Below are 19,457 nucleotides of genomic sequence, written 5' to 3' on the forward strand. Positions count from 1 at the left end.
CTTCGTTTGTGATATTAATATTTGTATCATTCACTACAATTGCATTATTTTTATTTAATGAATCACGCACAATTATTCGTTCCTATATTGAATCTTCTGCTTTAGAAAAAATGGTGGAGTACGGTGCGTATATTGAAATGGTGCAAATGCAAGTTTATGATTTGGCCTCACTTGTATTTAATAGTGATGTCGTTCATGACTGGGATAAAGTCTTATCTGATTCTTCTTCAACAGAAGGAGACAAGATGCTTTCCAATTTGGAATTAGGTGATTACTTAACCAAAACGACGAATAGCTACTCTAGCGTGTCGAGTGTAACCATATATCGAGATCATAATTTATGGATAAACGGTGAAAACTTAATAGGAAAGAACGATCTTATTACTAGTAAGACATGGTATAAAAACTTTAAAGATCAAAGTTTTTATTGGTCTAGTGCGCATGTGGATGCAGTTGAAGTAATGAAAAATAATAATCATGCAGTAATTGGTATGGTTATGCCTATAGACACTTTTCAACCGAAACTTGCCAAAAGCTTACTAAAGGTGAATGTTAATGAAAGTTATTTTTTAGAGCCTTTAAATCGTATTCATCTAGGTCAGGATGGAACGATTTTTTTGCTAGATCGGTATGGAACACCATTGTTAACACAGTCGGAATTTCCAGATGATATAGAATTAGCTAATCATGTACAGAACATCATTGCTAACGGTCAGACTCAAGGGACGATTTATTTAGATAGTAAAGGTAGCGCAAAAGAGATATTAGTATATAAAAAATTACCGAAGACGAAGTGGGTATTAATAGGAATAGTATCAGAAAATGATTTATATGCAGAGCTTTTTAGTCTTCGTAAAAGCATTATTATTATTGCTTCATTCCTGCTTGTACTATCAGTCATTGTCGCTATTGTACTATCTCATAGTATATCAAAACCGTTAACTTCTCTTGTGGCTGCTATGCGACACGTACAGCGGGGAGAATTTAATCAAGCTGAACTCCGTATTCAACCAGAGTCAGTCATTCGAACGGAAATGGGGTTTGTATCGGAAATTTTCCGTAAAATGGTGGGACAATTAAGACAACATATTAAAAATGAATTTGAATTAAAGTTACTGCGACAGCAGGCTGAATATAAAGCTTTATTAATGCAGATTAATCCACATTTTTTGTTCAATACTTTGGAGTTAATTAGTAGTCTTGCTCTACAAAATAGGGGAAGGGACACCGAAAGAATTATACATTCATTAGGGCAAATGATGCGTTATTCATTGAAGATTAGTAATGATCTTGTATTATTGACGGATGAGTTGAAGTATGTGGAGCACTATTTCGCTATTATTAATCTTCGTTATAAGGATCGTGCTGAAATTGCAGTAAGCAAACAAGGGGAACTAGATGGCGTAATGATTACGAAGTTTATTATCCAGCCGTTATTAGAAAATGCAGTCAAATATAGCTTCCAGACCCAGGAGATTGCTAGAGTCAATCTTCACATTACCAGATCAGAAGAGATACTAGTCATCGTTATTGACGATAATGGTCCTGGTATTGCACAAGAGCAGCTAGATAAGGTTACAGCATATTTTGACATTGCTGAATCTAATCAATTACTGACGGGTGTTACGAATCAGATAGGACTAGGTAATGTACTTGTTCGTTGTAAACTTTATTATGGAGAGCTATTCCAGTATGAGATAGATAAAAGTGAACTCGGTGGTGTAAGAATAAAGTTGATTTTACCGGTTAAGGAGAGAGAGAATAATGTTTAGAGTGCTAATTGTAGATGATGAACAAGAGATCATAAATGGTTTGAAATTAAAGGTGGAATGGGATTCCATAGGGCTACAAATTGTTGGAGAAGCAGGTAATGGAGTGGCGGCATTAGAATTTTTGGAGAATCATGCTGTAGATATTGTACTGACAGATATGAACATGCCTGTAATGAATGGATCTGCTTTTCTTGATTATTGTAAGGAGCAATATCCAGGTATTAAGGTGATCGTATTGACTGGATACGATGATTTTGAATATGCCAGAGCTGCTGTTCGTGGAAATGCGCGTGATTATTTATTGAAGCCTATCATGTCTGAGGAATTAACGGAAGTTCTACAACGAGTGAAGCTTGAGCTAGATAATGAACGTGAAAAATATAAAAAAACGACAGCTACTGAATGGAAGCTGTCCATGTTTCTTATGGAGATGTGTGAAAATTTTGTACTGCGTATAGCTAAAGGGGAAACTAATTTCAATATTCAAAATCGAGCAGAGCTCTTTCATATGAACAACTGGGAACATCAGTCCGTTAGTTTTCTAACGCTTGGTTTGAGGCAATCTATTAACGATGAGACTGGTATTGACCGAGTACCACAGCTATATCAGTTTCCGTTTGAATTGATTTGCAGAGAAATCATTGAATTAACAACGGAATCAAGTATTCTGTTTAAAGATAATAACTATCCCAATTTACTCCATATTATTTCATTAGATAATGAGATGAATAAGGTTGCATTAACAGATAAGTTGAGAGAAATAGTAAGTTCTAAACTGCGATTTGAGCTTGTTATTGGAAGCAGTTTACCAGTTTGTGGCTACAGCGAGTGGAATGAAGGTTATATGGGTGCGCTTCTATCCTGGAATATGGAAGTAAGTCATGTCCAAAATAGTGAGATTAAGCTAGAAGAAGGACAATTGAACTTGCAGGGCAGTGATATACAAGCATTGAAACGAATGCATCTTCGGGGTGAAATGTCCTCCTTTAAGGACATTATTGAGATTCAATTACAAGAAGCATATAGGCAATCTAAAAGTAGCTTTGTGAAGTCAATTTTTCAGTTGTTTCTTGTGATTGAAGGTATCGCTCATGAAACGAATGCATCACTAAGTAGCGCCCAACAAATATGGCTTAGACCTGAATTCGCGTTAAGTCTGGACACCATTGAAAAGGCGAATGTATTCCTGATGGAAATCGCTAATCACATTCATCAACATGTAGTGAATGCTGAAGTGACAGATGAGCAATCTGTTATTAAAAAGGCTCAGAGCTTCATAGATGATAATTATATGTATGAAATCACTTTACCAATGTTGGCCGAAAAGTATAATTACAATCCCTCGTACTTCTCTGAGTTATTTAAAAGTAAGGTAGGAAAGACATATGTCCAATATATTACTGAGGTTAGAATGAAACATGCTTGTAAGCTATTGGAGGAATCAAATTTGGGACTATGGGATATCGCTGAATTAACGGGATTTTCTAACCCCAGCTATTTCAGTTCTAAGTTTAAAAAGGTTTTTGGAATCTCACCTACCGATTATCGGCAAAGATTACCTAGAAAAAATGATAGCACTTCCCCGAAAAAATAGAATTCAAGTTAATAGCAATTCTCTCTACTATTAAGTCAAGAGTTATGCTTTCGACTATGTAGATTAGGGAGGATTGTTATTCATGCGCTTTTCACGCGGAAATATAGCACGAGAACAGAATAGAACAGCATATTTGTTCTTGTTACCATGGTTCATTGGTTTTATCTGTTTAACGGTAGGTCCAATGATAGCATCATTATATTTCTCTTTAACGAAATATAATCTTTTCAATTCCCCCAAATGGATCGGTCTTGACAACTATGTTGAAATCTTTACCAATGACCCGACCTTTACGAGCTCCTTGTGGTTAACCTTCAAATATGTCTTTCTATCTGTTCCATTCAAGCTGATTTTTGCTTTGTTAGTAGCCATGGCCTTGAACAAAGGAATGCGAGGTCTAGGCATTTATCGAACAGTCTATTATCTTCCTTCGCTACTTGGAGGTAGTATTGCCATTGCTATCGTATGGCGTCAAATCTTTGATGGTAATGGGATTGTTAATGGTTTTCTATCGCTATTCGGTATTACCGGTCCTTCTTGGATAGCTCATCCTGATTATATTATATATACGATAATCACTTTATCAGTATGGCAGTTTGGTTCAGCAATGGTTATCTTTCTAGCTGGATTAAAGCAGGTACCTGCTGAAATTTATGAAGCTTCTTCTATTGATGGAGCGAGTAAGGTTCGTCAGTTTTTCACAATGACACTTCCTTTATTGTCACCTGTTATTTTCTTTAATCTCATTATGGGTTTAATTAATTCCTTCCAAGCATTTACACCAGCATTTGTTATTGGTGATGGGCGTGGTGGTCCGCTTAATGCTACGATGTTCTACACGCTTTACCTTTATTTGAAAGGATTCTCTTTCTTTGATATGGGTTATGCATCCGCACTAGCCTGGGTTATGGTTATTATGATCGGTGCTTTAACAGCGGTCGTCTTTGCCACATCGAGATATTGGGTATTCTACGGCGACGATAAGGGAGGGAAATAATCATTGACTAAGACAACTTCAACTCATTGGATTCGACATATATTTGTTATCGGATTAGGCGTTCTGATGCTTTATCCTGTTCTTTGGTTAATCAGTAGTTCCTTTAAACCGAATCAATTCATTTTCTCTCAACCAGGATTATGGCCAAGTGAGTTTACATTGGATAATTACATCAAAGGTTGGAAAGGATTTCAAGGTATATCTTTTAGTAGATTCTTTCTAAACTCCGCGTTTATTTCTATTATGAGTGTGCTGGGTAACATAATTACATGTTCACTGGCAGCCTTTGCTTTTGCTCGATTAAAATTTAAATTTAGTAAACTTTGGTTTGCTATGATGCTTGTAACGATTATGTTGCCTTACCATGTAACATTAATTCCCCAGTATATCGTTTTCAGTGAATTGAATTGGCTCAATACTTACTTACCCCTTATTGTTCCTAAGTGGCTAGCAACAGATTCGTTCTTTATTTTATTGATGGTACAGTTCATTCGTGGCATTCCTAGTGAATTAGATGAGAGTGCAACAATTGATGGATGTAGTCAAAAACAAATTTATGCTAAAATCATGATTCCTTTACTTTTACCTGCGCTTATTACAACAGCTATTTTCACTTTCATCTGGACATGGGATGATTTCTTTAGTCAAATGATTTACATTAGCAAAATTGATTTGTTCACTGTTCAGTTAGCGATCCGTTCATTATTTGACCCATCTGGATCTTCGGATTGGGGAGCATTGCTAGCCATGTCAGCATTGTCATTAGTGCCAATTACAGCGATCTTCCTTATATTCCAGAAGTACTTCCTTGAGGGAATTGCGACAACAGGATTTAAGTGAGAAATGAGTGGTCCTGAAAAAAACATGTCTAAAGACCCGAAATAATGAAATTAATTTTTTGGGAATAAACGTTACCATTACCTATGTAAGCATTTTCATAACGTAAATAAGGGGAGATCGAAATGAAAAAAGGATGGCTAATCGTATTGATGTCAGCATTAATGATTTTTACTGCAGCATGTTCTAGTAATAGTAATACCAGTAGCGGAAATACGAATACTTCACCAGGGAAAGACACTTCAACTGAAAAGAAAGTGGAACTTAGGCTTATGTGGTGGGGAGATCAGGAACGTGCCGATATAACGAACCAGGTTGTCGAGTTATTTGAAGCCAAATACCCAAACATTACTATTGTTGGCGAATTCGCTCCATCTTCAGGTTACTGGGATAAAATTAATACTCAGCTAGCATCAGGAACGGCGCCAGATATCTTCTTCCTTGGTGGTAACGTAGTAGACTACGCGATTAAAGATGTGTTGCTTCCATTAGATGCATATGTTGGAAATCAGCTAGATTTATCAGATATGGATGACGCAATGATTGAATATGGCACGATCAACGGCGAATTGCTTCACATCTCTTCTGGAGCGAATGCTCGGGGTATCGTGATTAACGAAACAATGTTCGAAACAGCGGGTATTGCTATTCCCCAGGATGGTTGGAACTGGGAAGACTATGCACGAATTAGTAAAGAAATTAGCGATAAGCTAGGTCCTAATGCATTTGGTACTTATGATTTTACATTTGAAGGATTAGATATATTCTTCAAACAAAATGGAAAGCAAATATATGATATGGAAAAAGAAACACTTGGATTTGATGAAGCGACCGCTTTGAAATGGTTTCAGTACTGGGCGGATACTGCAGCAAATGGCGGTGTAGTGACACCTGAACTAGCCGTTTCTAACCCTGGAGACGATATTAGTAAATCACTAATGGTTACTAGCCAAGTGGCAATGAATCTACTTGCTTCTAATCAGTTATCTGCGTTACAAAGTCTAACGACTGACAAATTATCGATGGTACAACTACCGCGCGGTGACAAAGGAACGGGTGTTATATTTGAATCAAGCCAAGGCTTATCTGGTTTTTCTAAAACGGAACACCCAGAGGAAGTAGCAATGTTTATTAATTTCTTTATAAATGATAGTGAAGCAGCGCAAATTCTTCGTAATAATCGTGGTGTACCCGTTACAAGCAAAAATCGTGATGTACTAGTAGCGGCTGCTAATGATGTAGATAAAATCGTATACGAATATACTAGCCGTGTATCAGAAGCAACGAAAACAGAACCTTTCGGAGTAAGCTATAACCCTCCAGGATCTGCTGAATTCACCAAGCTTGGAAAAACAACCATTCAAGAAATTGGTTTTGGCCGCAAGACAGTTGAACAAGCGGTTAAAGATTTCTATGAAGGAACAATTAAAATTTTCTCTAGTAATGTGAGTGAATAATTAGATCGTTCATATCCTTATAAAGCAGGCTACCGGACGGCAGCCTGCTTTATTACCTATTAAGAGTAGAGATAAAGGAGAATAGGACAAATGCAAAAGAGTGCTTTATTAGAAAGGCTACGGTCATTATCTGTAGAAAGTCAAATAGGAGAGCTTGGAAAAGATTCGGATCATGATGTTATGAAGAAATGGGGAGCATTCAATGTTTCTTTCGTTGCAGAAAGCGATAAGCTTGAACTCGTCTATTACCAAGCGATTCGTAAGCTATTAGATTGTATTGTACCAACATTGGATAAAGAGCCTATTTTGCATGAAGGTGGAATCTATTTCGGATGTTGGCTTGAAAGTACAGGTACAATTAATGCGGAGCTATTATCACGCTTTCTGCCTTCTGTGTCTGAGGAAACTTATTTATCCTTTGCGAAATATCAACGAGAAGATGGAATGCTCCCTTATAAAATTACAAAGGACGGGCCCTCGTATCGTCAAATTCAGCTAGTGACTCCACTTGCTCGCTGTGTGTGGAATCACTATCAGCTGCATGGTAAGAACAAACTATTTCTACGAACGATGTACGATGCAATGATTAAATACGATGATTGGTTAGTGCAATATAGAAATACGAGAGAAACAGGCTGTGTAGAAGCGTTTAGCGCTTTTGATACAGGGCATGATTTGTCTCCACGCTTCTGGCATGTTGCAGATACTCCGCATCTAAATGATCCAACGCAATGTAATCCCAATTCACCAATCCTTCCTTTCCTGGCACCAGATTTAACGGCAAATGTATATTGTCAGCGACTTTACATAGCAAAAATGGCTGAGGAGTTAGGGGAAGATGGAAGTCAGTGGGACGAGAAAGCACAGCAAAGCTTAAAGAGCCTATTCCAGTATTGCTTTGACGAGGAAGATTATTTCTTCTATGACCGTGATCGAAATGATCAATTTGTGCGCGTACAATCTGATGTACTCTTGCGAGTGATGGCTTGCGAAGTTGGGAATTCAAAATTTTTCGAGGAAATGCTAAGTAAATATTTATTGAATACAAGAAAATTCTTTGCTAAATATCCATATCCGTCTATTGCATTAGATGATCCGAGATACGATTCACATAATAGCTACAATAGCTGGGCAGGCCCAAGTAACTTCTTGAGTATTATCCGTACTGCTCATGCGTTTGAGCATCATCATCGCTATGTTGAATTAACATGGGTCATGTTCCCTATTTTGGCCGCAATGGCGAGAATGACGAGATTCTCTCAAGCATTAAGTCCGTGGACGGGTGAGGAGGGCTTTACTGAAGTTTATTCTCCGGCCATTCTTGCTGTATTAGATTATATTGAGCGTCTATCAGGTATTCTACCGACAAGAGATGAGACACTATGGTTCACAGGTGTACTTCCATATGATGTGGATCATGGTGAGCAGATTACAGGTGATCTTGCTTATCGTAGGAAGGTAGATGAACAAACCTTTGAATTTGTTAATACAAGCGATGGATGTCAAATTTATCGTAATGGAGAGCTAAAGCTAGTATTCCCAGCAGGAATTCGAGTGGTTACCGACCGTAATGGTCAATTGCTGAGCATCATTGGGATGACTCTTCAACCGATTAGTGGTGAGTTGAAATTTGATGGACTTGAGATTTCATTTACAGTGAAGGGTAATGAGCAGCTTGATTATAGGGATGGTCAGCTTGTGACTGTTCGAGATATTGGTATTGTTCATCCAACCTATGAATAAGGAGGGGAGTTACTTATGAGTCTACTCACTATAAAAGATATTCAAATTCGTGATCCTTTTATCGTACCAAGAGAGGAAGAAGGCAAATATTATATGTACGGAAGTACAGACGCTAATATTTGGGGAAAAGGTACTGGCTTTGATGCTTACGTAAGTACCGATTTAAGTAACTGGGAGGGACCATATCCTGTATTTCGTCCTGGTGAAAACTTCTTCGCAGACAATAACTTTTGGGCTCCAGAAGTTTATGCTTACAAGGATAAGTACTATATGTTTGCAACTTTTCGCAGAAGAGATAATAACTTGCTAGGTACTGCTATATTAGTAAGTGATCAGTTGCTTGGGCCGTTCACTCTACATAGTGATGGACCTGTCACACCGAAAGAATGGAGTTCTTTAGATGGTTCTTTACATGTAGACGAGCAGGGGATTCCTTGGATGATTTTCTGTCATGAATGGCAGCAAGTGGGCGATGGAGAAGTATGTGCGGTTCGGTTAAGTGAAGATTTGTACTCTACTTTAGGAGAACCCATTCTTTTGTTTACAGCTTCTGAGGCCGCATGGACGACACCATATATTTCACCACGTTATCCGGATACTAAAAACTATGTTACCGATGGTCCTTATGTATTCCGTACTAACAAAGGGCAACTACGTATGCTATGGGCGAGCTTTATCGATAACACGTATGCGCTTGGCCTTGCGGAATCTGTTACGGGTGAAATAAAGGGACCGTGGGTACAAGCTAATGAAGCCCTATATCGAAATGATGGTGGTCACGGAATGGTATTCCGTACTTTTGAAGGAAAGCTTCTATTAGCATTGCATACACCGAATAATACACCTGATGAGCGTCCTATTTTCTTGGAAATTAAAGGATTGGAGAATTCTCCAATAAGATGAAACAAAAGCGAGTCGCCAAAGCGCTAATAAATGTTTTCAATTGAAACTGACCATATAAGGTTGGTTTTTTTTTATATTTAATCAAATTCATCAGTTCATTTGATATTTCGAACATATTTTACTATTAAGATTGTCTTAGATGACAGATTATCAAATCAAGAACGACATGCTTTGATAATCTATCAGAAACATAGCTTGAGAGGGGATTAATGAATGAATAAGATATTCAAACGTCTTGCAGTGGGTGGATTAGCACTTTCGATCGTTGCTACAGGTACTATCGTCATGGAGAATCAGAAATCTTCAGTTAGTGCAGCCAAAAGTTCCACCTCCAAGAATCTAATCGTACTGATTGGAGATGGTATGGGACCTGCACAAGTGGCTGCAACACGATATTATCAACAACATGAGGCTGGTAAAAAAAGTTTGAATATAGATCCTTACTATGTGGGTCAAGCAACTACATTTGCTGACAGAGGAGAAGATGGCGGAGTTATTGTTTCGGGGATTGTTACGGACTCGGCTTCTGCTGGAACTGCATTCGCAACGGGTAACAAAACTTACAATGCGGCAATCAGTGTATCTAACGAAGATGTAGCCAAACCATTCGCATCTGTACTTGAAGCTGCCGAATTAAGTGGAAAGTCTACTGGACTAGTAACAACCGCCCGTATTACCCATGCTACTCCAGCAGTATACGCTACACATGTTCGCAGTCGGGATAATGAATCCGCTATTGCTTCACAATACTTAACAAGTGGAATAGACGTATTGCTAGGTGGAGGCCAATCTTTCTTTGTAACCAAAGATGAAAAGGGCAAACGTACAGATAAGAATATCATTCCTGATTTTCAAGCTAAAGGCTACAAGGTAGTCCAAAAGGCGGCAGATTTGAACGCATTAACTGCGAAGAACTCGAAAGTACTTGGATTATTCGGAAGTTCGCATGTTGATTATGTCCCAGACCGCACGCAAGATACTCCTAGCTTAGCAGCGATGACATCTAAAGCAATTGAAATTTTGTCAACCAATAAGGAGGGGTTCGCCGTCATGATTGAGGGTGGACGAATCGATCATGCGGGTCATGCAAATGATCTGCCGACGATGATTCAGGAGACACTTGATTTCGATGCAGCGTTCAAAGTTGCTATTGATTTCGCTAAGAAAGACGGGAATACATCCGTAGTTGTAACAGCCGATCATGAAACAGGTGGCTTGTCATTGTCTCGTGACAACATCTATGAAGTGAATATCGACTTGTGGGATAAACAGAAGCATTCCTCAGAGAGCATTGCTAGTAAATTAGAAGCTGCCCAATCTATCGCAGAAATCAAAACCATTGTATCCGGGAATACCTGGATAACCGATCTTTCAGATGAAGAAGCACAAATTATTATGGATGGGGACGGTTCTTCGTACAAACGTGAGGGAGCTTACAATGCTGTCGTCTCCAAACGGCTACTGGTTGGCTGGTCAGGGCACGGACATTCGGCAGTTGATGTGGGAGTCTGGGCTTACGGTCCGATTGCTGACCAAGTGAAAGGTCAAATTGACAATACACAGATTGCATTAGCAAGTGCCAATATCATTGGTGTTGATTTGAAAAAGGCAACAGCTGAACTGCAATCGAAATACTTGTACCCTAAGTTTAAAGTGAGTCGTGAGAAAGAAGTGCTCTATCCGGCGAAGGCGTTAGTTGAGGCACTTGGAGGCACATACACATCTGGTAATGGAGTGGTTAAGATCGTCTCCAAAAAGAATACAATGGATATTAATTTGAAAACAAATGCAATCCAATTCAATGGAAAAACTAAAATTTATACGGTTGATGTCGATAATAATACTCTTTATCTTCCGCTCACAGCTTTTAATCAACTTACTGGAAAGGATATGAAGTGGGACACCTTATCCGAACGGCTTTTATTGAAATAAATAACGTGAGTTGAAGAGAAGGAACAGGGGGATTTCATTCTCCTGTTTCTCTTATTTTTTTGCGAGGGGCGGCGATAAATTGCTTACAATGAATGGCATTAAGAAACAATTCAAAGTAGCCGGTCAGAATATACCCATTCTGAACATCCCTCATTGGAGTGTTACGAAGGGAGAGAAAGTAGCATTGATCGGCCCGAGTGGCTCGGGAAAAAGCACATTGTTGCACTTAATCAGTGGGATTCTGAGTGTGGATGAAGGAGAATTAATCGTAGATCATCAACCTTTACATCTATTAAAGGAATCTGCAAGAGATGAGTTCAGGGGGAGAAGAATGGGGTACATTTTGCAAGATTTCCACCTAATACCATCCTTGTCTGCGAGGCAGAATGTGGAGATCATTATGTCCGTTAAGAAATCGAAGAAGGAATCGCATGCATTGCTTGATGATTGGTTTGAAAAGGTAGGGTTACAAGATCGAATGAATCATCTTCCATCCCAACTGTCCAGGGGTCAACAGCAACGAGTTGCGATGGTTAGGGCATTAATCAATGAGCCATTACTTGTGCTAGCTGACGAGCCTACCGGTAGCTTGGACTGGGAAACAGCGGATGAGATCACAGCTTTATTGATGGATCTGTGTGCTAGTGACAAGCATACATTAATCGTTGTAACACATGATTTAAACATGGCTAATCGGTTCCCTCGATGTCAGCATATTCATGAGCTAAATGTTGTTCACTCTCCTATGCGAAAGAATGAAGATCCTTTATATATGATAGATGATCAAACCGAGTGCGACAGCGGTTCGACCATCTATCAAATAAAGGAGGAAGTCACACAATGAGTTTATTCCGTCTACTGATTCGGAATATCGTTCACCGCAAATTTCTATCCTTGCTCACAGTTTGTTCTATCGCTATAACGATTGCGTTTATCGTGCTTCTTAGTCTTTCTAAAGAAAGTGTAGAGCAGGGTGCGAAGAAGGGGTATGGACCATTTGACGTGGTTATCGGTGCAGACGGTAGTCAAACGCAATTGGTGTTAAATACGTTCTATCACGTGGGAATACCTACAGGTAATATTCCCGAATCTGTTCTTCAGATCGTAAAGAATGATTCACAAGTAGAAAAGGCTTATCCCATGACTACGGGCGATAATTACAATGGGTATCCTATCGTCGGAATCGATGCTGAGTACTTCCTAACACGCTACGGTGATCAACAACTTCATGAAGGCGGACTATACAAGCAGACTGGGGAAGTTGTTATTGGATCTTATGTGGCGAGAACTCTTGGACTTGAATTAGGAGAAACATTTGCTGGAGCGCATGGTCTGATTGATCAGGAAGTCCATCATGTGGATGAAGAACATGATGGAGAGCACGATGGAATAGAGCATGAAGAGGAGCATGATAGTCACGCTAATCTTAGATACACCGTAGTTGGTATTCTCCCTTCATTAAATACGCCAGATGATCGTGCGGTATTTACTACCGTAGATTATGCTTGGGCCGTTCATGAAACGGCGGAAGATGCCAAAGAAATAACGGCTATTCTCGTAAAACCTAAATCGCTTCTCGGCGCACAATCTCTTAAACAAGAGCTAGATAAATTCGCCAAAGTTCAAGCCGTCTACACGAGTAAGGCTGTAGCAGATGTTGTGAATTTAGTGGATAGTGGGGCACAGATTCTAAATGTAGTGACAGGTCTTTGCATTGTACTAGCTGCTATATCCGTCTTACTATCGCTAGTTGCGGCTGTGAATGAACGGACGAAGGATGTTGGCTTGTTAAGGCTATTAGGGAAATCAAAGAGTTATGTCTGGATGACTCTCATTGGTGAAGGATTACTCTTGACCGCAACAGGGTTAGTTATAGGATTGATTCTTGGACATGTGGGTGGATTTGTGCTGAAGGATGCACTATTTGCTTATGGAGGAATTCAAATAAATCCGCTAATGTGGACAACAAGCCATATATACATTGTGTTAGGAACCCTGATTATCGGTTTAATGGCTTCTATTGGACCTGCTTATAAGACATATCGTATGAATCCACTCACATTGTTTAAAGCGTAGGGGGTAGAGATGAAGAGATTAGGAATCTTAATATTGTTATTACTTACGTTACTTCTTCAGGCTTGTGGTCAATCCATTAAAGTGGAAGAAACAGCGCAGTCGTTCTCTACCTTATCTCAGGAAGAATCTGAAGTTGAAGAGGTTGAAGCCGGAGAAGAGGCTGAACAAGCGGAATCCATTTCGATAGAAAATAATAGTTTGGGAAATACGGAGGATAATACCGTCTCTGACTCGGAGCCAGCACCCATAAAGGATAGTGAGATTGAGATCATAACGGAAGATCAAGTTGAAGTGAAAGAAATAGAAACAGAAACAGAAAAGGAAATAGACAAAGAGAAAGATGTTGTGAAGAAAGAATCGCCAGTGGCTAAAACTAGTAAGGACGTCATTCAGAAAATAGACACTGAATCAACATCAAATGATAGTTCACTCACAGCGAAGAGTGAAGTGAAGCAAGCCGTCTCAGCTAAGAGTACATCATCCGGTATTACTAGTATAGGGTGGTCGGAATTTTTCGATGGGGAGGACCAGACGACGCCTTCTAACCGATTCTGGGACTTGAAAGGATCGACAGTTACGATCAAAGGGTTCATGGGTGAAGTGCTTTCTTTTGACAAGCATTGGTTTCTGCTTATTCCAGAGCCTGGTGCTGAATGTCCATTTGATAATGGTGATGAGACGTATTGGAACAAGATCATGATTGTATTTGTACCTGATGATGTAAAGCTAAGATACAAATCTGGACCGTTACAAATCACGGGACGACTGGACACAGGCATAAAGATCGATGAATCTGGCTATAAGACGATGTTTAGAATCTATGATGCTTCATTCGAAGAGATGAAAGAATAGTCAGCTATTGAGAAAACCTCTGTGAATATCGACAAAAGCCACGAAGTACGATGATTCCGTACTCCGTGGCTTTACTATGTGTAGAATACAATCAGGTATTAACGCTGACCAATTGTTTGGTCAGTCTTACCTTGGATCTCGACGAGTTTCATAATAACTATAGCAGCTTGTGCTCTGGTTACCGTTTGTTGTGGATTAAATTTACCATTCTCACCTTGCAATAGACCTAGCTTAATGGCAACAGCAACGGCACCTTTGTTAGTGATGACGTTGGCATCACTGAATTGGCTAACCGACGTATCATTCTGTAGATGCAAGGCTAATTTTTTATAGTTTACAATGGATGTCAATAGAACGGCTAGCTGTTCTTTAGTTAGTTCGGTATCCGGTTGTAAAGTACTGTCGTTCTTAATCCATTGACGCTCCACGGCATATTTTACAATGCCATAAATAGAATGGTCTGGATCTACACCGGCAACTGGCTTTTGTTCTGCACTATAATTGTAGCTCTCATAATAAGGTGTTATAGATTTAACGATCATGGATAGCCAATCGCCTATGGTAATCACTTCATCTGGTTTTATCTTCCCATCTTGATCAGGCATCAGGATACCGTAGTCAACGAGAGTGGTAAGTGCCTTTTCTGCTTCATGCCCTAGCAAATCTGTTGGCGTGATTGTACCGTTCGCTTTCCCAATGTTCTCATATTGAGTTACCCATTTACCAGTGACAGCATCTAGGACTTGATAGGATCTAATGGGATCGGCAGGTTCAGGAGTATAGACTAGTTTTAGCTCTGTTTTCGTATTTGCACTACTATAGTTGTAGTTGTAGGCATTAAATCGTGTGTATTGTAACTTCATTGTATAAAGGTTTCGATAAGACTCTAAAGCTCCTTCTTTAGTTACCTTAATGACCGGATTATCTATGACCTTTTCCAGTCCAGCGTTTCGATATGCTGAATAGGATTGCAGCCTTCCGAAGATATCAAAGATGATGGTTACCGTGCTATCACCCACTGGAGTTCCTTTATAGAAGCGTTGAAACTCGTAACGGTATTGATTGCTTTCAGCTAAGAAGTTCCAGCTATCTTCATGGTTAATGATCTTTAAATCTAGGCTAGCATTAGCATATAACTGGTTGATTAAGTCGATAGATCTTTGCTTAGCGGATTCATTGGATAGCTTTGTGAGTCCTTTGGGGATAGTGACATTCTGCTTTGATTCAGTTTCACCGAAATCACTGGTCCGGAATCCAATTATTTCACCAGTATCTGCATCAACCTCGGCGTTATAATGAGTCTGGTTACCCAAATATACACCTTTTTTTGTCCAACTTAGGTTCCATGTCTTCTGTTCAGGGTTGTAATAATAAGGTACTAGTGATTGATGCTGTAGTGTGTAGTCTGCAGGTAGCGCAACAAGTTTCTGAACCAGTTGGGCTGCTTCTTCACCACTGAGCTGGGTCTTATTGCTTCGTGCAATAAATTTGTCTTTGGTCTGAGCTATGTCTGAATACATAACAGGTGTCGAAGGCACCGTAGTACCCTCAACGGATAATCTCTTACCTGTTGAAGCATCCATGGAGTAGATCGAGCTAGGGTCTGGTCGATAGCCTAGTATCCAGTCTGTTTTCAGATTGTTTTTACGAATTGGAATATAGTATAATCCAACTTCCAATTCATCTTTGAATTGCTTATTAGCTTCAGCTTCACTAATCTTTGCGACAGATGATGGATAACTCATAGATTCAGAAGGTTTAGAGAATTGCACGACATGACCGTTGGAATTAATAGTTATATTCAGAGCATCCGCTTGAGAAGGAATTCCGTTCTTCTTTATTGTGAAATAGAATGAATACTGAACGGGTCCGAATAAGGCTTGATTCGCATATCCATAATCTACATCATTCACTTGGAGATCCTCGACTGAAATCGATGGAGCAGCTTTAGTAATAAACTTTTTGGCTTCAATTAAAGCTTGTTCTTTAGACAACTTTGGGGGGTAGTACGCTTCTTCACTCTCAAGAGGAAATGAAATGTATGTACTGATTAAATCCCCTGTAATAGCATCCACTTGACTATTGAACCCATAACCGGAAGTGCCTACCTGATAATTCCATTGAATGTCCCAGACCATCTGGTTCTCAGGGGCAGGGTAGGTATTGTTATTACCTAAGGTGACATTCGTTGATTCAGCATTCTTTAGTGTTGGAAATAACTCTCTAACCTTTGCAATTGCCTTTTCTTTTGAAAACTTTACCTTAGCAAGATCGGGTGTTGCAGCTTCAGAAATGACCATTTCTCCAGCAGCAATGGCTAGTCTCATACGATCTGTCATGACCGCATCAGAGGTAGACGAAGTTTCAGATACAGATACAGATGATTTAGATGAAGTCACAGAATCGGCAAAAACAAAGCCTTGTGGTATGAGTAAAGTACAGGTTATCGCACCAAGCAGGGCGACTTTAGAAGTACGGTGAATCGAACGAGTAGATCTTTTTAACAAAACATCTCATCCTCTCAAAGTTAAATTTTAGATATTAATCCAGCGTACATTTGTATAGACGCAAATAACACGAACATGGTTATGCCAAGTATATATATATTTTATAAACGCAAATGTATTCACAAATAGTATGATATTGTTTCTTTAGTATGTTATGCTTATCACTTTTCTTTCAGCATGGCTGTAGGAATAGGGTTAATATGGCCGAGGATTGAGAATTACGATCTCATTAAATAAGAAAGGCGTCTTTTGGTGCCCTTGGTGAGAGAGTAACTATCGTGGGCGGGCAGGGAGTGTATACATGAAAACATGAATAAGAGGTAAAGATGTTCCTTTTCTAACTTCTTGTATATAATCATGATGAAAGCGAATACAATCCAATTGGATAGGTGACCTCTATGATATCTAGTCGACAACAACGGATACTCAAACAACTGATAGAAGCAAGACATTATATTCCTTTGCAGCAATTGGCGGATGAATACGCTATTTCATTACGTACAGCTCGAAATGATCTATTACAATTAGAGGACTTTCTGCGGAAACATGGTGTTGTACTTGAGCGTAATCGTTCATTAGGTATGTATTTGCAACTGAATTCACAGCAATCTGAAAGTCTGGCTTTGGTGATGAGTGAACGACCAATCTACATGGATGCTAAACAGCGTACGACGATATTAATGAAGAAATTACTACAAGAGAAAAGCATAACCATGAGGAATCTGTTAGTAGAATTTGAGATCAGTAAGAATACGCTTCTTCTCGATTTGAGTGATATTAAGGCTTGGCTTGAAGAGAGAAGGCTTACATTACTGAAAGATCGGGGAAATTTGAGTATCACTGGAAGCGAACAATTAAAGCGAAGCGCCTATTTGGAGTTACTTCGTGCCGAGGTGACGGATGATAAACTATTGGGCTATATGCTTAGTCAACCATCAGAGGAGAAGCTGACGATTGGTCCATGGAATATGTGGTTTAAATCTAGTGATGCTATGATGTTGTTTGATTCAATACAGCATGTAGAGCAACTACTAGGGTTACAATTAACGGATGCGGGTTACTCAACGCTAACCTTACATTTGTTGATGGCGATGGAACGATTGAAGCATGCGCATGCCATCGAAATGGATGAAGAACTACTTCGTGAGTTGGAAATACAACATGTATATAAAGTGATCCAAGCAGAGGTGATTCCCGCTGTTGAGCATCACTTTCAGGTGAAACTTCCAGCATCTGAGATCGGATATATGACACAACATATTCTTGGTGCGCAGAAACAGAATGCGCCAGTAGATGAAGAGTTATACGTCGGGTTGGCTAAACAAATCATTACACGGACAGAACAGGCATTGGGGCATCGTCTGCAAATGACGGATCAGATTGTCCAAGGATTGGTGATTCATTTAAAACCTGCTATCTATCGTGCCAAATTTGATTTACAATCTAAAAATCCGCTATTGGAACAATTGAAAATTCAATATGGGTCGTTTCTCACAATGCTTGAACAAATCGTTAATGATGTCATGGAACCCATCTCGGTTATCTTCGACCTGGATGAGGTTGGATATATTATGCTTCATATAGGTAGTGGAATAGTTCCTCATGTCGCTCAGATTCGTAAGCGAGTTGCTATCGTATGTGGTTCAGGCATCGGTACTTCCGCGATTATTAAACGTCGCCTTACGGATATTTGTCCGCAAGTGGAGGTGGTCAACAACTATTCGTACAAAGAGTCCAGGGATATTACTTTTCAAGATGCTGACGCTGTGTTAACAACCATTGATATTAGCCATCCCATCGCTGTTCCTTGGTTAAAGGTATCACCTTTATTAACTATCCAGGATCAGCGAGAGATTTCCTCTTTTCTTGGTGTGACGATGATGGAGGAAATTGCGACATCGACGACTATTCAGACGGTCAATAACATCTTTCGAGTCGTGGAACGTCATGCGGATATACATAACCGGAATAAACTTTTAGAGGAGTTATTATTGTTAATCCAAGGTGGACATTTGCATGGAGCAATGGATGCGAACCGATTAAGTGAATTGATGCCAACGACATCAATAAGGTTACAATTAGAGCCTATGGATTGGCAATCAGCTATTCATGAAGGATGCCTACTGTTAAACAATAAATGTTTAACAGGGCTCCGTTATGAAGAGAAGTTAGTAGAGATGATTCATTCAAATAATCATTCTTTTATCATCCATCATGGGGTCGCTTTTCCTCATGCGAATATGCCCGGTGAAATTGGAAAGACTGGTTTCAGCCTCGCTACTTTCCGAGAGCCTATTTCTTTCGGTCCGTTAGCTCATCCTGTCTGGCTGATGATTACGCTTGCGGCCGTTGACAAAGTGCAACATATAGGCGCGCTTAGTACGCTACTCGATGTACTCAACGATGAGACATTTATGAAAGACTTACGGGAATCTGCTAATTCGTATCATATCTGGCGATCATTCCGTGAGAAGGAGGAGTTATGAGGAAAATCATCGTGGTATGCAATAGTGGACTGGGAACAAGCATGATGATCCGTTTAAATGTGGAAGCGTTACTGAAGGAATTCGGAGTAAAGGCTTGGGTTGAACATACGGACGTCACCTCGATGGATGCGCATGATGCAGATTTAATTATTGGATCAAGCTATATAATGGACTCGCTAGACTCCATCACAGGCATTGAAATGATCGGGTTGGAGGATGTCATTGATCGGAAATATCTTAGAACGAGGCTAACTGAAAGTATCATATTTCAACGGTGGGTTGGTTAGCCGGGTAAAGGTGA

General features: G+C 39.5%; 14 protein-coding genes. 13 read left to right on the forward strand and 1 reads right to left on the reverse strand.

Annotated features, from left to right (window positions below; genetic code table 11):
* The first annotated feature begins 8 nt into the window (after nucleotides 1–8).
* From ACP8HI_RS06585 to ACP8HI_RS06635, 11 genes are all read left to right on the forward strand, one after another.
* Nucleotides 9–1,772 carry a sensor histidine kinase gene (locus ACP8HI_RS06585; RefSeq protein ID WP_438350320.1) on the forward strand — a complete coding sequence of 588 codons (1,764 nt, stop codon included), beginning with the start codon at nucleotides 9–11 and terminating at the stop codon, nucleotides 1,770–1,772.
* Nucleotides 1,765–3,366: a response regulator transcription factor gene (locus ACP8HI_RS06590; RefSeq protein WP_438350321.1), complete on the forward strand. Its 1,602-nt coding sequence runs from the start codon at nucleotides 1,765–1,767 to the stop codon at nucleotides 3,364–3,366. Before ACP8HI_RS06585 ends, ACP8HI_RS06590 begins: the two co-directional genes overlap by 8 nt.
* 82 nt (nucleotides 3,367–3,448) lie before the next feature.
* Entirely contained in the window at nucleotides 3,449–4,363 is a 915-nt protein-coding gene (locus ACP8HI_RS06595; protein ID WP_438350322.1) for a carbohydrate ABC transporter permease, read from the forward strand.
* A gap of 3 nt (nucleotides 4,364–4,366) precedes the next feature.
* The gene (locus tag ACP8HI_RS06600) at nucleotides 4,367–5,203 is read left to right on the forward strand and encodes a carbohydrate ABC transporter permease (protein WP_438350323.1); all 837 of its coding nucleotides are present in this window, start codon (nucleotides 4,367–4,369) and stop codon (nucleotides 5,201–5,203) included.
* Between the two features lie 122 nt (nucleotides 5,204–5,325).
* Nucleotides 5,326–6,657, forward strand: a complete 1,332-nt coding sequence (locus ACP8HI_RS06605; protein WP_438350324.1) for an ABC transporter substrate-binding protein — start codon at nucleotides 5,326–5,328, stop codon at nucleotides 6,655–6,657.
* Nucleotides 6,658–6,747: 90 nt separating this feature from the next.
* Nucleotides 6,748–8,400 carry an MGH1-like glycoside hydrolase domain-containing protein gene (locus tag ACP8HI_RS06610; protein WP_438350325.1) on the forward strand — a complete coding sequence of 551 codons (1,653 nt, stop codon included), beginning with the start codon at nucleotides 6,748–6,750 and terminating at the stop codon, nucleotides 8,398–8,400.
* A gap of 15 nt (nucleotides 8,401–8,415) precedes the next feature.
* Nucleotides 8,416–9,303: a glycoside hydrolase family 43 protein gene (locus tag ACP8HI_RS06615; RefSeq protein WP_438350326.1), complete on the forward strand. Its 888-nt coding sequence runs from the start codon at nucleotides 8,416–8,418 to the stop codon at nucleotides 9,301–9,303.
* Nucleotides 9,304–9,516: 213 nt separating this feature from the next.
* Nucleotides 9,517–11,235: an alkaline phosphatase gene (locus ACP8HI_RS06620; protein ID WP_438350327.1), complete on the forward strand. Its 1,719-nt coding sequence runs from the start codon at nucleotides 9,517–9,519 to the stop codon at nucleotides 11,233–11,235.
* Nucleotides 11,236–11,323: 88 nt separating this feature from the next.
* Nucleotides 11,324–12,079: an ABC transporter ATP-binding protein gene (locus tag ACP8HI_RS06625; protein WP_438351728.1), complete on the forward strand. Its 756-nt coding sequence runs from the start codon at nucleotides 11,324–11,326 to the stop codon at nucleotides 12,077–12,079.
* Entirely contained in the window at nucleotides 12,076–13,311 is a 1,236-nt protein-coding gene (locus ACP8HI_RS06630; RefSeq protein WP_438350328.1) for an ABC transporter permease, read from the forward strand. The genes ACP8HI_RS06625 and ACP8HI_RS06630 overlap by 4 nt, the downstream gene beginning before the upstream one ends.
* Before the next feature lie 9 nt (nucleotides 13,312–13,320).
* Entirely contained in the window at nucleotides 13,321–14,163 is an 843-nt protein-coding gene (locus tag ACP8HI_RS06635) for a hypothetical protein (protein WP_438350329.1), read from the forward strand.
* A 98-nt stretch (nucleotides 14,164–14,261) separates the two neighbouring features.
* Here ACP8HI_RS06635 and ACP8HI_RS06640 read toward each other — a convergent pair whose 3' ends face one another.
* Nucleotides 14,262–16,670 (reverse strand): YcdB/YcdC domain-containing protein, encoded by a 2,409-nt coding sequence (locus tag ACP8HI_RS06640; RefSeq protein WP_438350330.1) that lies wholly within the window; start codon nucleotides 16,668–16,670, stop codon nucleotides 14,262–14,264.
* A 398-nt stretch (nucleotides 16,671–17,068) separates the two neighbouring features.
* Here ACP8HI_RS06640 and ACP8HI_RS06645 point away from each other — a divergent pair, with 398 nt between their 5' ends.
* Together ACP8HI_RS06645 and ACP8HI_RS06650 are read left to right on the forward strand one after the other, a co-directional pair.
* Nucleotides 17,069–19,156 carry a BglG family transcription antiterminator gene (locus ACP8HI_RS06645; RefSeq protein WP_438350331.1) on the forward strand — a complete coding sequence of 696 codons (2,088 nt, stop codon included), beginning with the start codon at nucleotides 17,069–17,071 and terminating at the stop codon, nucleotides 19,154–19,156.
* Complete coding sequence (locus tag ACP8HI_RS06650) at nucleotides 19,153–19,443, forward strand: PTS sugar transporter subunit IIB (RefSeq protein ID WP_438350332.1); 291 nt, start codon at nucleotides 19,153–19,155, stop codon at nucleotides 19,441–19,443. Before ACP8HI_RS06645 ends, ACP8HI_RS06650 begins: the two co-directional genes overlap by 4 nt.
* Nucleotides 19,444–19,457: the final 14 nt, after the last annotated feature.

The organism is Paenibacillus sp. FA6, from assembly GCF_051550225.1.
In the GTDB taxonomy this organism is placed as follows: domain Bacteria; phylum Bacillota; class Bacilli; order Paenibacillales; family Paenibacillaceae; genus Paenibacillus_AQ.

What these genes read in the sequence shown, in the direction of transcription:
- ACP8HI_RS06590 (WP_438350321.1), top strand. Translation starts at nt 1,765, where the DNA reads ATGTTTAGAGTGCTAATTGTAGATGATGAACAAGAGATCATAAATGGT.
- ACP8HI_RS06635 (WP_438350329.1), top strand. Translation starts at nt 13,321, where the DNA reads ATGAAGAGATTAGGAATCTTAATATTGTTATTACTTACGTTACTTCTT.
- ACP8HI_RS06595 (WP_438350322.1), top strand. Translation starts at nt 3,449, where the DNA reads ATGCGCTTTTCACGCGGAAATATAGCACGAGAACAGAATAGAACAGCA.
- ACP8HI_RS06615 (WP_438350326.1), top strand. Translation starts at nt 8,416, where the DNA reads ATGAGTCTACTCACTATAAAAGATATTCAAATTCGTGATCCTTTTATC.
- ACP8HI_RS06605 (WP_438350324.1), top strand. Translation starts at nt 5,326, where the DNA reads ATGAAAAAAGGATGGCTAATCGTATTGATGTCAGCATTAATGATTTTT.
- ACP8HI_RS06630 (WP_438350328.1), top strand. Translation starts at nt 12,076, where the DNA reads ATGAGTTTATTCCGTCTACTGATTCGGAATATCGTTCACCGCAAATTT.
- ACP8HI_RS06610 (WP_438350325.1), top strand. Translation starts at nt 6,748, where the DNA reads ATGCAAAAGAGTGCTTTATTAGAAAGGCTACGGTCATTATCTGTAGAA.
- ACP8HI_RS06620 (WP_438350327.1), top strand. Translation starts at nt 9,517, where the DNA reads ATGAATAAGATATTCAAACGTCTTGCAGTGGGTGGATTAGCACTTTCG.
- ACP8HI_RS06645 (WP_438350331.1), top strand. Translation starts at nt 17,069, where the DNA reads ATGATATCTAGTCGACAACAACGGATACTCAAACAACTGATAGAAGCA.
- ACP8HI_RS06650 (WP_438350332.1), top strand. Translation starts at nt 19,153, where the DNA reads ATGAGGAAAATCATCGTGGTATGCAATAGTGGACTGGGAACAAGCATG.
- ACP8HI_RS06625 (WP_438351728.1), top strand. Translation starts at nt 11,324, where the DNA reads ATGAATGGCATTAAGAAACAATTCAAAGTAGCCGGTCAGAATATACCC.